At 51.8% G+C, this 12,929-nt stretch carries 13 protein-coding genes; 2 read left to right on the forward strand and 11 right to left on the reverse strand.

What is annotated here, in order from left to right; translation table 11 throughout:
* The 4 genes from ftsH to PHC90_12930 all read right to left on the reverse strand — a co-directional run.
* Positions 1-1,697, reverse strand: a 1,697-nt coding sequence (gene ftsH, locus PHC90_12915; protein ID MDD3847242.1) for an ATP-dependent zinc metalloprotease FtsH, incomplete at its 3' end; no start/stop codon positions are given.
* A gap of 106 nt (positions 1,698-1,803) precedes the next feature.
* On the reverse strand, positions 1,804-2,136 hold the full coding sequence (locus tag PHC90_12920) for an antibiotic biosynthesis monooxygenase (GenBank protein MDD3847243.1): 333 nt from the start codon (positions 2,134-2,136) through the stop codon (positions 1,804-1,806).
* A gap of 188 nt (positions 2,137-2,324) precedes the next feature.
* On the reverse strand, positions 2,325-4,322 hold the full coding sequence (locus PHC90_12925) for a sigma 54-interacting transcriptional regulator (protein ID MDD3847244.1): 1,998 nt from the start codon (positions 4,320-4,322) through the stop codon (positions 2,325-2,327).
* Between the two features lie 291 nt (positions 4,323-4,613).
* A complete protein-coding gene (locus tag PHC90_12930; protein MDD3847245.1) occupies positions 4,614-5,069 on the reverse strand; it encodes a GxxExxY protein in 456 nt (151 codons plus the stop codon).
* A gap of 312 nt (positions 5,070-5,381) precedes the next feature.
* On the opposite strand from PHC90_12930, the gene PHC90_12935 reads away from it, so the two are divergent.
* Both PHC90_12935 and PHC90_12940 read left to right on the forward strand, forming a co-directional pair.
* Positions 5,382-5,786 carry a hypothetical protein gene (locus tag PHC90_12935; GenBank protein MDD3847246.1) on the forward strand — a complete coding sequence of 135 codons (405 nt, stop codon included), beginning with the start codon at positions 5,382-5,384 and terminating at the stop codon, positions 5,784-5,786.
* 59 nt (positions 5,787-5,845) lie between these two features.
* Positions 5,846-6,220: a hypothetical protein gene (locus tag PHC90_12940; GenBank protein ID MDD3847247.1), complete on the forward strand. Its 375-nt coding sequence runs from the start codon at positions 5,846-5,848 to the stop codon at positions 6,218-6,220.
* 36 nt (positions 6,221-6,256) lie between these two features.
* Here PHC90_12940 and PHC90_12945 read toward each other — a convergent pair whose 3' ends face one another.
* The 7 genes from PHC90_12945 to PHC90_12975 form a co-directional block, all read right to left on the reverse strand.
* Positions 6,257-7,240, reverse strand: a complete 984-nt coding sequence (locus PHC90_12945; protein MDD3847248.1) for a response regulator — start codon at positions 7,238-7,240, stop codon at positions 6,257-6,259.
* Between the two features lie 4 nt (positions 7,241-7,244).
* Complete coding sequence (locus PHC90_12950; protein ID MDD3847249.1) at positions 7,245-9,410, reverse strand: MASE3 domain-containing protein; 2,166 nt, start codon at positions 9,408-9,410, stop codon at positions 7,245-7,247.
* Positions 9,403-9,579, reverse strand: a complete 177-nt coding sequence (locus PHC90_12955; GenBank protein MDD3847250.1) for a hypothetical protein — start codon at positions 9,577-9,579, stop codon at positions 9,403-9,405. The genes PHC90_12950 and PHC90_12955 overlap by 8 nt, the downstream gene beginning before the upstream one ends.
* A 406-nt stretch (positions 9,580-9,985) precedes the next feature.
* Positions 9,986-10,843 carry a metallophosphoesterase gene (locus tag PHC90_12960; GenBank protein ID MDD3847251.1) on the reverse strand — a complete coding sequence of 286 codons (858 nt, stop codon included), beginning with the start codon at positions 10,841-10,843 and terminating at the stop codon, positions 9,986-9,988.
* Positions 10,844-11,187: 344 nt separating this feature from the next.
* A complete protein-coding gene (locus PHC90_12965) occupies positions 11,188-11,637 on the reverse strand; it encodes a hypothetical protein (GenBank protein ID MDD3847252.1) in 450 nt (149 codons plus the stop codon).
* Positions 11,638-12,354: 717 nt separating this feature from the next.
* Positions 12,355-12,627 carry a type II toxin-antitoxin system RelE/ParE family toxin gene (locus tag PHC90_12970; GenBank protein ID MDD3847253.1) on the reverse strand — a complete coding sequence of 91 codons (273 nt, stop codon included), beginning with the start codon at positions 12,625-12,627 and terminating at the stop codon, positions 12,355-12,357.
* Positions 12,611-12,835: a DUF6290 family protein gene (locus PHC90_12975; GenBank protein ID MDD3847254.1), complete on the reverse strand. Its 225-nt coding sequence runs from the start codon at positions 12,833-12,835 to the stop codon at positions 12,611-12,613. Before PHC90_12975 ends, PHC90_12970 begins: the two co-directional genes overlap by 17 nt.
* Positions 12,836-12,929 lie beyond the last annotated feature (94 nt).

The following is a 12,929-nucleotide window of genomic DNA, read 5'->3' on the forward strand; positions in this document are numbered from 1 at the left end:
CTGAAACTTTCCGGAAGGAACATGGCCTGACGAGGGCGCTCGTAGGTCACCGGTCCCAACAGATCGCTCATGCCATATTCCGCAACCATGGACCGGGCAATGTCTGTCGCCCGCTGCAGATCGTTCTGGGCACCCGTGGAGATCTCCCCGAAAACCAGTTCCTCCGCCACCCTGCCCCCCAGAAGAACAGCGAGCCGGTCCAGCAACTCGGAGCGCGTCATCAAGTAGCGGTCTTCCGTGGGCCGCTGCTGGGTATAGCCCAGCGCTGCGATCCCCCTGGGGATGATTGATATCTTATGCACGGGGTCGGCGTGCTCCAGGGATTCAGCGACAATTGCGTGGCCGGACTCATGGAATGCAACGATCTCTTTCTCCAGCGGGTTCATCACCCGGTTCTTTTTCTCCAATCCGCCGACCACCCGGTCGATAGCCTCGTCGAACTCCGCCGATCCCACCGTTTCTTTATCTTTCCGGGCAGCAAGCAGTGCCGCCTCATTGACGAGGTTGGCGAGGTCAGCCCCCACAAAGCCCGGGGTGAGGCTGGCTATCTTGCCGAGGTCCACATCGGGGCCCAACAGCACATTATCGGAGTGGATCTTCAGGATCGCTTCGCGCCCCCTGATATCCGGGCGGTCTATCATGACCTGCCGGTCAAACCTTCCCGGACGCAGAAGGGCGGGATCGAGGATCTCCGGCCGGTTGGTGGCGGCCATGATTATGACCCCTTTATTCGATTGGAAGCCGTCCATCTCCACCAGGAGCTGGTTGAGCGTCTGCTCCCGTTCATCATTCCCGCCAAGGACATTCATCCCCCGGGCCTTCCCCAAAGCGTCCAGTTCATCGATGAATATGATGCAGGGGGCCTGGCTGGTGGCCTGAGAGAAAAGATCACGCACGCGGGACGCTCCCACGCCAACGAACATCTCCACAAACTCGGACCCGCTGATGCTGAAGAAAGGCACCTTTGCCTCCCCGGCCACAGCTTTCGCCAGAAGGGTCTTGCCCGTCCCCGGGGAGCCGACGAGAAGAACGCCTTTGGGAATCCTCCCGCCCAGCTTTTGGAATTTCTCCGGATACTTCAAGAACTCCACCACTTCCAGGAGTTCTCCTTTGGCCTCGTCGATACCCGCCACGTCGGCGAAGGTAACATTCATCTCGCTCTGGGCAAACAGTTTGGCCTTGCTCTTCGAGAAGGACATGACTCCCATGCCGGGTCCCCCCATCCTTTTCATGGCATATCGCCATATAAGAAAGAAGATGGCGATGGGGACAAGCCAGGAGAGCACAATGCCCAGGAATTTGCTCTCGTAGAACCCGGAGTAATCTATTTTGCGTTCATCCAGTTCCTTCACGAGGCCGGGATCGTCAACCCGAACCGCCGTGAACCGCTGATCCGCTTTCTCGTCTTTCCCTTTCCTTGTGCCGGTGATATTTTCCGGACCGATGACCAATGTGGTCACGTTGTTCTCCGCCAGGCTTTGTTTGAACTGGCTGTAGGAGATGGTCTCCACCTTCGGAGAGAAAAAATATTGCTGCAGGTAGATAAACAAAAGCAAGGCGACGAGGAAATACCAGATGCTGAAATGAGCCTTGCCGGGCAGGCCCTTTTTATTTCTCTCGCCGTCCCGGAGGCCGAAGAAGGACCGAATCTTGCCTGACAGGGTCTCCTCGGGTTCTTTTTTTTCTACAGACGGCATATGGGCCTCCTTCGCGAGTTATTGCCGTAATACTGAAAGGGAAATTGACATACAGGACCCTGCATGTTTGCGGCCTCCTCTCTTCCCGGCCTTCCAGGGACAGTCCCTATGGGCCCTGGCGATGGGCGCCGCCTGGATCCCCTCCATTTCCTCCCGGGCTAAAAACGGTATGGAACGTCATACCATAGGGCTCCTTGACCAGGTTCAGCGCTCCCCGGAGCACCCGGAAATGCTCGGACTCCAGGTGGCCCTTAAGGTTCTCCTGGGTGTCCCATTCTCCAAGAAGGCAGAGTTCGTTCTCATCCTCCATGCTCTGGCAAAAGTCACAACGCTCACAGCCTTTCTCCGTCCTTATGGCGAGGATCAGGGAAGCGATCGTCTGTGACAGTTCCATTCGCTTCTCGGGGAGAACCTTCATGCGTATGATGAGCAGGATCATTCCCACGATGAGTGCAAGCGGCCTGCCAGCGGGCCGACAAACGTCAGAAGTATGGGATCATTCAGAGATAACGAGGGGTTAGTTTAACAAAAGAGAACAGCGGGGAAGCATGGACATGGTCTGTTTGACCTCAACATGTGGTGGAACCTCAATATATTGAGGGGAGTTTCGAGGAATGTCAGGACGGCTTAATCCAGCTCCCTGGTTTCCGGCCGGAATATTCCGAGCTTATGCATTCTCGCCCTTAAGGTGCTCGGATGGAGACCCAGGATCGCCGCGGCCCCGTCCTTTCCCTCGATACGCCATCGAGTCTCTGAAAGGGTTTTGATGATTTGACTTCGCTCCATCTCCTCCAGGGTTTTCACGGCTGATGAAAATGGAAGGGATGTGATCTCCAGTTTATCCGCGAGCTGCAAGACCGGTCCGGGACACAGGATCACGGCCCGTTCAATTATATTTTCCAGTTCCCGGATGTTCCCGGGCCACGGATAGTCTTTAAGCGCCTTGAGCGCTTCCTTCTGGACCGACGTGATCTGTTTCCCCAATTTCCGGGAATATCGCTCGATGAAGGCCTGGGCCAACAGCGGAATGTCCTCCGCCCGCTGACGCAGCGGAGGGACGGTGATCGGAAAGACATTGAGCCGATAGTAAAGGTCCTGCCGAAACCGGCCATGGCGGACCTCTTCCTCAAGGTTTCGATTGGTTGTTGCCATGATCCGCACATCGACCTTTATGGTGTGAGATGAGCCCAGGCGCTCAAACTCGTTATACTGGATCACCCGGAGCAGCTTGGCCTGCATTTCCAGCGACAGTTCCCCTATCTCGTCGAGGCAAAGCGTGGAACCGTTGGCGAGCTCGAACCGGCCCACCTGCCGGGTATCGGCCCCGGTAAACGCCCCCTTCTCACGACCGAACAGTTCGCTCTCCATGAGATTTGCCGGCAGGGCAGCACAGTTGACGGTGATGAGCGGGCGGTCCTTGCGGGGGCTCATGTGGTGGATGGCGGCGGCAACCAGTTCCTTTCCCGTGCCGGTCTCGCCCAGGATGAGGACCGTCGTGTTCGTGGGGGCAACCTGCTCCGCCCGATAAAGAACATACTTGAGACCGTCGCTTTGCCCGAGAATGTGCTCGAATTGATGCTTCATCGTGATCTCTTGACGGAAATAGATGTTTTCGGCCTCGAGCTGGTCTTTCAATATTTTGATCTCGGAAAGAGCGGTGCGGAGTTCAACCGTTCGCTCCTCCACTCGTTGCTCCAACTCGTTGTGGGCTTCTTGCAGAGCCGCCTCTATGAGTTTCCGTTCGGTGATATCGCGGATGTTGCACTGGATCACCTTATGATGATCGACAAGATAGACATTGCTGACAAATTCCACGGCGATGGGACGTCCATCTTTCGTCTCCAGCGGCAGGTCTTCGTAGCGGACATATCCTTTTGCCTGAAGCTCCGCAAAGACGGCCTTCGATGCCTCAACATCTTTAAAGGCACCGATTTCCCAGAGTCTCTTTCCTAAGAATTCCTCATGCGGATAACCCAGCATCTCTACCAGGAAGGGGTTCACGTCCGATATTTGCCCTGTCTCGGCATCGAGGAGCAATATTCCGTCCCGGGCTGTTTCAAAGAGACGGCGGTAACGGGTTTCAGAGACCTTCAGCGCCTCATCGGACTCCTTTTGGGCGGTGATATCCTCAAGGGCAAGGAGGATCATTTCCGTGCCCTTACCCTCCTGGAAGATCCGGCGGGCATTGAGAAGCATCGTTCTGTGCCCGATGGCCGGGAACTCATGGTCAACTTCAAAATCATTGAAATGGGTGTTCTGGGGAATAATTTCCTCCAGCAACTCCCGCAATGAAGGAATGTCCCACACATTGTCGCCTATACTGTACAGAAATCGTCCCTCTGTCTCTTCGGGCGTCACACGAAACGTTTCGTAGAAGGAACGATTGGCATTGATCACTTTCAGGTCGGGGGTAAGCACGATAAGAGGTTCGCGGACTGTTTGCACAATACTCTCGGTGTATTTTTGAACCTTCTCAAGGATATCCCCTCTTCGTTTGCGGCCAGCGATCTGGGTCCGCGCCAGTTCGCTGGCTTCCTGCGAACGCAGTTCCATGGCGTCGAGCCTCGCCTGAAGCTCTTTCACCTCAAGGACAAGCTGCTCCCTGGTTTTGCGGCTTGTGATCACTTTCAGCTCCCTGGTCTTCGTTCTATACCCCCACTGATCCAGGTGAAATGTCCTTCTCCCAACTCTTACATTTATTTATTCTGATATTGCACTAAACAAATGTCAACAGGATTTCTGTTTGAGGAGGGTTCGCTGCCATCAGAAGCGTACACGCTTCTTTTCATGAAGCCGAGCCGCCACTTTCGCTGAACACTCTGAGCAGATACTATGGGGAAACACCCTGATGGTCTCGTATTTGGAGTTGGCGGCGGGTGTTTTTTCCTGCTCTTACCCGAAGCTGGAGACTATCACCTATACGACTATTCTGCGTATCTCTGCTTTCTGGTTGAAGAAGTTCACAATGAGCCCGATCTTGTAGTTCGTTGCCTTGAGTATGCCGATAAGGCTCACTTCGTGCATCTTCTGTATCGCCTCTACGGTCATGATATCGATAACAACCTGGTCTTCGACGACGATATCGGCAAGATACTCGCCGACATTAACGCCTTTATACTTAACTTTCACCGGTACATGGTTTCTGCCCCTCAACCCCTGCTTTCTCAACTCCAGCATAACGGCGTTCTCATACACCTTGTCCGGAAAACCACCGCCGAGTTCCTTATTGACCTCTATTACGGCGTCGCTCGTCCTCTTAATGACATCATTGACATCCCGGGCCTGATCCTCAGGACCCGCAGCACCTCTTTTGATGCGTGCGTTGATCTGGGTCAGAATCTCTTCGTCGTAATCAAAGGACTTTTCTCTCATTTTTACCATCACATTAACCTGAATCGTTTCGATATCTTATCTGAGAGAGGATAACCGGTCAAGAGAAAACACTTTCTATGACCCGACACGGGAAGATCCTTCTGGCCCCACCTTTTCTCACAGTGTCATTTTGGTCAATAGCGGCAGAACAGCCGACTGGCGCCCGTCACATTAACACGGTCAGGTTTTTCATTGGGGCACTGGACAATGAAGCCTCTTATAACAACAGTCGTCGATTATGCCTTGCAAAACACAGGCAACAAGTGCAAAATTGAAAATGTCAATTACAGGGCGCCACTGATGGGGGAAACTGTGAGAGTATTGCTGCTGTTGGTTCTGATATTCATGCCGGTTGGGTGCTCGATCCTGCCGGGACAACCCAAAGATACCGGCTTTCTCACGAAACATGTATCGACAAGCCTGCCTGTGACCAGGACATACGCCAATTTACGGCAAGGTTTCAGGTATTGCGACTTCGCAGATATCGGCGTCCCGGACTGCAAGCCGCCCGAAAAGGACGGGGCCGTCTTCTGCAATGTCTACACCGGGGATACCACAGGGAAAGCAAATCGGGTCCTGGGCACGATACAGCTTTCGCCTGAATCAAACGGGACAAAAGCGGTTCTGCGGGTGAAAACCTATGTTGCCAACAGCGAAGATATTCTGACAGCGTGGGAAATACTCATGTCCGGCAAGGTGAGAGAGGCCTGCCCTTAAGGCGTGGAGGTCGAAAGCTGATCCACGCAGTACCTTTGCGGTGCAGTTGGAGGAACCATATGAAATTACTCAATATGTCAGTGCTTGTTCTTTTAACCGCAGTTTTCACAGCACCATCCTATGCCGGTCCAGCCTGCGACCCATGCACGAAGGAAGCTGTACAGCTGGATGAGCAATCAAAGAATCTGCTGAATATTGATCTCCATTCTTTGAGATGGTTGCTCGGCGCATCTTCCGACTCGTACCTGCTTCATGAAAGCCTGGTTCAAGAAAACCAGCTTGGCGCCATCGAGGCATTGGAGAAGAACGGATATGCAAGGCTGGAACTTGTCGATGGTCTGCCGGGAGGTACACGCGGCACCTTTTTGAGAATCATTCCAACGGCAAAAGGACAAGATATAATCAACACGCTAACCAGGCAACATAACAAATAGACTTAAGCTTGCCTGACGCCGATGTCCGAGACCGTGTTAGTCAAACCTGAACCCCTTTTCCCGAAACAATCTCAAGCAGGCGGCCGCCACATCCGGGTCGTACTTCGAGCCGCTCCCCGCGGATATCTCTTCCAGCGCCTCATTTAGGGGAAAGGCGTTCCGGTAGGCCTTGTGGGTGGTCAGGTCCTCGAGGGCATGGGCAACGGAGAGGACTTTCGCCTCCATGAGAATGGCCTCCCCCCGGGTCCCATGCGGGAAGCCTGAACCGTCGCAGCACTCCCGGTGCTGGAGGACGATGTCGGCGATCGGCCAGATGCACTCGATCTTCTTCAAGGTGTCGTAGGCGGCCATGGGATAGGTCTGGTACATGGTCAGCCGGACGCCTTCCAGCCGTCCGGCATCCTGGAGGATGTCGACGGGTACATTGACCATGCCGATGTCATAGACGGACGAGGCCAGTTCTATCGCTTCCACCTTGATATCCTCAAACCCCATCTCCCGGGCAATCGAAACCGCCAGTTTCGATACGCGCTCATGATGCCCCGGGGTATAGGACACCCTTGATTCTATCGTCTCCGCGATAGCCGAGATCACGCCTTTCACGGACGCGTATATCCTGGCGTGGTCCTCCCGCAGATTAAGCTCTATACCCTGCCTGTTCAAGGCCAGTTCGATGGCGATATGGAGCTGCTTCTTTTCCACGGGTTTGAGGATGTACCCGGAGGGGCCGGTGAGCACCGCCCGCCCGAACGTCCTGTCGTCGGCATATGAGGTCAGGTAGACCACCGGGGCGGAAGAGATGGCCGCTATCTTCTCCGCCGCCTCTATGCCGTCCATTTTACCGGCCAGGACGATGTCCATCAGCACCAGGTCCGGATGGGTCTCCCGGAGCTTCTCCAGGGCCTCCTCACCGGAGTATGCCGTCGCGACCACATCATAGCCCAGGTCGGTAAGCTGCCTTGTCAGACCCAGGGCAACGATCCTTTCGTCCTCGACCACCATGATCCTCTTCTTTTCCATTTGTCTATACCCCCTTTGTCGCCGCAGGGAAGATTACCGTGAACGTTGTCCCTTCCCCGACCGTCATCGTTGCAGTGCCGTCAATCTGCCCCGTCAGAAGATTCACCAGCTCTAACCCCAGGGTCTTTGTGTTATGGAAATCAACCCCGGCGGGAAAGCCTGTCCCGTTGTCCCGAACGGTGAGGACGAATTGGTCCCCTTCCACCTTCATACCGATATCGATCTCCCCCCCTCTTCCCTCCGGGAAGGCGTGCTTGAGCGCATTGGAGACCAGTTCGTTCAGGATGAGTCCGCAGGGGATGGACGTCTCTATGGTAAGGGATATGTCGGGGACATTCACGTTGATCGCCACGGGCGATCTTCCGGTCCCGTGAGACTGCTGAAGACGGGCGGCCAGGTCCCTTATGAAACCGCCGAGATCGACCTTCGACATATCCTCCGACTGGTAGAGCATGGTATGAATCCTTGCCATGGTCTTTATACGGTCCATGCTGTTGTGGAGCATCTCCCTGGCCTTCTCATCATGCAGGTATGAGGACTGGAGGTCGAGGAGACTCGAGATCACCTGGAGGTTGTTCTTCACCCTGTGGTGAATCTCCTTGAGGAGGGTCTCTTTCTCTTTTAGAGAAGAAATCAATTTACTTTCCGCATTTTTCTTGTCTGTAATGTCAACTAGTGCGCCTTCAATGTACCCGTCCTCGGGATACACACGGGCAGAAAGATCGACCCAAAAATGTTTATTGTCTTTTCGGATGATCTCAGCCTCATAGTTTGCCACCTCGCCAGTTTGGGTAACTGCTTCAAGTATTCTTTGCCGGGCTTCAGGGTCCGCATAATGATCGGCGGCCACAAAGTCTTCCAAACATTCCTCAATGGTTGCATATCCAGCCAGTTCCGCGTAGCGTTGGTTAATCTGCAGGGGAACACCATCTGATATTCTCGTTCGGAACAACCCTACCTCTGCATTATTATAAAGATGTCTAAATCGCTCCTCGCTCTCCATGAGCGCCTTCTCCAACCGCTTGCGGTCGGTGATGTCCTCCCCTGAGCCGAGCGTTCCCGTAACATGTCCATTCTCATCAAAGAAAACCGTATTGTGCCAGGCAATGAGTCGCTCATCTCCGGCTTTCGTGAGAACCGGGTTTTCGTAAAATGCGATGGCCTCAACCTCTCCCGCCATCAACCTGAAAAAATCTGCCCTTACGGTGTCTCTCAGCCTTTCAGGAAGGAACGTATCAAACCAGTTCTTGCCGACAATCTCGTGTTCGTCATAACCCAATACCTCACAGCCTCTTCTGTTGATAAGCGTAACCTTCTGGTCGGCATCGATAGCGACAAACATCACTCTGGCAAGATCAAGGTATTGCTGTGCCCTGTCCCTCTCTATTTTAAGATCTCTGAAAAGCATACCGTAAGGCCTGTCAAGTCCTGTAACGATCATCGCTCTATATATCAGATAAAATGCGACAATTTTTAAAACATGCCCAAGCATGTTGAAAAAACCGTAAACATCCGCATAAAGGGTAAAAGACATCTCTGATGCAATGACGGTTATGGTAGATGCGGCAAGCAATTTTAATATGTAAGGATCAAAATACGTTCTTTTTCGATATAAAAAGGCCAGAGAAACTGCCAATATGGCTGAGATTATGTATTCGCTTGTCACCTTAAAGGCCGTTAAACCCTGTCCCTCTATAAAACAGTCAGGGAATATCCTGTAAAATATCGCGAAGAGCAGGAGGAAAGACGCAGCAAGGTAGACTGCAAATGCCTGTCCCACCTTGAGTTTTCTAATTGTGAACAATGGGGCGACGAGAAAGGTTATGCTTTGCACATATCGTGCGGCAATCCACAACTGGGTTGGCAGATTGGAATCATATCCTTTAAAAATGCCCATGCCTTTATAGGCAAACGTGTGGACTGTATCGATAAAACCAATAAATAGAAAGGCAATGCCTATAAAGAGAAAATAGTTGTTGGTAAAAAACCGGCGTGTATTCCAGACAAGCATGAAGATACCACATGCTATAATAATCGAAAACAATTCAGAAAGACCATGGAACAATAGATAGCTGTAAAGTTTGGACAGATACAGGCTGCTCAGGAGTAAAACCGCAAACAGTGCATTTAACCACGGTTTTGATGTAGTGGTCATGTTTTGCTCACTCAAACCTGAACCCCTTCTCCCTGAACAACCCAAGGCGCACATCCACCACCCTTGCATCGTAAAGGATACCCTTGTTCTTCTCCATCTTCCTAAGGGCTGCAGGTATTCCACCAGGGGCTGGCCGGTATGGACGGAGGGATGCCACAGCCTCGACGACATCGGCTGCGGACATTACCTGTGCCTCCTGGACATAGAAAAGGTTCTGAAGCATAATAAAAGATCCGGAGTAATAACAATAGAGACTGACCAGGATAGTTGCGATCGTTGTGGCAGAGATGAGCGCAATGCAAATACGGTTTCCTTTTATATCATCGGTGTATCGCCTTATGCTTTTTTCGCTATTCAAATTTGCGCCCTTCTTTTTGAACAGCTTGAGCTACATTTATTGTACCAGAAAACCAACATTTGGTGTTGTATGGTTTTTTTGGGGGGGGGAGGTCTTCCCGGTCTTGAGAAGCGAACTTTACCCCGAGTGGTAAACAACACATGCTCAATATCATTGAGTCATTGGGCATTGACATTTATGTTGGCAGGAGGACTCCAGCCTGTCCCCATCTGCTTTGTGTTGATCTGGTATGTTACCCGGGACCTATGTCAAATATCGTTATCTCGGGGTTGCAATTGATCCTGAAGGGAAGCTTTCCATGAATGCCAATACCCTTGCTGACGTAGAGCGTGGTGCCCTTCACCGTGTACAGCCCCGCGTCATATTTCCGCCCGTATTTCGAATATGGCATCAGAAGGGCGCCGGTGTAGGGAAAGGTCCCCCTGCATTCCGGTTCCTCGAATGCCTTTAAAAAGGGGACCCTGATCAGGCCGCCATGGGTATGCCCCGACAGGTAAAGGTCTATTCTGGACGTCTCGGCCACCATATCGATCAGGTCCGGAGAATGGTAGAGAAAAACGTTATAATCCTTGCTGTCCGCACTCCTGAACATATCGTTCAGCACGACCCTGGAAACGTACTGCATGAGGTAGTTCATCCCGAAAATCTGCACTTTGTCGGAGCCAAACTCCAGCCTTATGCTGGAATCCCTGAGGGTCTTGACGGCAGTATCTCGAAACATCAGGTCCTCAAAGCCGTCGTCCCAGTTTCCAAAACAGGCATATATTCCCTGTTTTGCCTGCATGGCATTGATGAACTGTTTAAACCTTTTCAGATATATGTCGTGGGGAGGGTTGGTATAATCACCGGTCATGACAATAACGTCAGGGTTCAGTCTGTTCACCATCCCGGATATGCGGTATCGACTCAGATCATTGTCGAAATGCGTGTCGCTCAGGTGGACTATCCGCACCTTGCGCGTCAGCTTTGTCGTTTTCAGGCTAAAGTAATTCTGTTCGATGTTGTTCGGTTCGATCTTGAACCCGTAAACGCCGAAGGCTGCGATCACACCCGCCGCCCCGATACGCTTCAGGACATCTCGCCTGTTCATATTAGTTATCTGTCCTCGCTCATTATTCTTAGCATGATACAGGCAGGTTCTTCCACGCATATCCGCCAGGTGTTGGCTGGCCAATAAACCTCTTTGTCCTTTCTATTGCGCGGCGGTAAAGCCTCGTGGAGAATAGTCGTGACCCCAGCAAAGCACATAGATTTGCTGTTTGAACCCTGGGGATACCCTTGATAACGAAGAGATCAAGAAACCCAAAGAACCATCATGGGCCACTTCTTTCTATGAACGTATGGTGAGAACGGCGGGATGGGGTCGGTGGGCAGGTCAATCCTGCCCACCATATTTTCTACACTTTAGTCAATTCTTGAGAGCCTTCCCTCAGGCTACTTTACACACTTTTCCTGATTCTGATATCTCGTGTAGCTGTAACCGGGATTACATTTTATACACTTTTCCTGATTCTGATATCTCGTGTAGCTGTAGCCGGGGTTGCATTTTATGCACTTTTCCTGATTCTGATATCTCGTGTAGCTGTAGCCGGGGTTGCATTTTATGCACTTGTCCTGATTCTGATATCTCGTGTAGCTGTAGCCGGGGTTGCATTTTATACACTTTCCCTGATTCTGATATCTCGTGTAGCTGTAGCCGGGATTACACCTATTGCCCGAGAAGGGCGACTGAACGAAGGGCGACTGAACGAAGGGTGACTGGACGAAGGGTGACTGGACGAAGGGTGACTGGACGTAGGGCGCACCTACAGCGGTGGAACACAAAACCACATGCAGCACCGCAAAAAGCACAACAAAAAAACCTAAAGCCAACGGACGTTTCATCGTATACCTCCCATTATGTGATGTGTTCTAAGTGTATGAAGGTATATCAGGGAACCTTATCTGTAGTCAAGCAAACCCGCCCCTACCACACACCCGGGCACAATTCGCAGATGATTGCTCAACGGGCAGATATTTGAACAAAGGTTGTGAAGATCAAGGAGTTGAGCTGAGATCGCCAGTCCTTTTCTGTTCTTCCTCTTCTCTTTTGTTTCTCTTTTGACGTACTGCACCAAGGACCAGGCTGGTAATGATCAGTGCCCACCATAATAACCAACAAACCAACAAAACTCCGAAAGCTATCGCAATATATAATAATGGCCCTTTCATATCCTTAATCCTTTCTTAAAATCAGCAATTGTTATATTGTTGCACGCCCTCGATAGCTGCCTGGCCCCAACTTCCGCATATAAATGCAAAGTATGTTACCATAAAACAAAGAAGACTTAACAGGGGCATATTTGCCATACTCGTTACGAGAGAGAAGAACATTGACCTGTCCTCTCAACATCACGTACCCAGGCACAATTTGCTGAGAATTGAAGTTACAGTTCAGGTTTGGCAGGATAGCTTACAGGGCCGCAACAAACTGCAAACCCTTGATCGAATGCTTCACAGCTTGCACGGCAAGCGAGAAGGGGAGGCTCCGCGGGCTTCTGCTCGTGGAAGGGGCGACGTGAGCCCCGGAGCGGTTATTGTCTTCATGGCTTGCGCCACCTATCACCGCTTGTACACTTCCCGGCGATGGCCTATTCTTACCACCAGTATAATGAGCCTTTCATCTTCTATGCGAACGACGACCCTGTAATCACCGATGCGGTATCTCCAGAACTCGCCAAACCTGGGGCCCTTAAGCGCCTCCCCGAGGCTGCGCGGGTCCTCAAGACGGGCGAGCCTTTCGTGGAGAAAGATAAGAAGTTTGCGGACATGTTGGGGATCGAGCCTGTCGAGTTCCCGTTCTGCGGCCCTGGAAAACTCAACTTTCCAGGTCATACCGGCTCATGATCTCTTCGATGGGAATGGTTTTGCTCCTGCCGGTTCGTATGCCTTCCAATCTCTTCTCCGCCAGGTAAATATCTTCGAGGTCTTCGATATATTCGGTTATTGCCTCCCTTGCATAAAAGGTTTTCGTTCTTCCTGTCTTCTTCGCCAGATCCTCAAGGCGCTTTTCGATCTCCGGTGAAAGTCTTATTGCAAGCATATTTATGCCTCCTGCTATACAAGTATAACGATAATCTTAAGTAGCATCAAGCACGTTTTCCCGGTCAACCGTTCAAGCGGTCGCAGTTGATCTT

The sequence above is a fragment of the Syntrophorhabdaceae bacterium genome (genome assembly GCA_028698615.1).
Lineage (GTDB): Bacteria > Desulfobacterota > Syntrophorhabdia > Syntrophorhabdales > Syntrophorhabdaceae > Delta-02.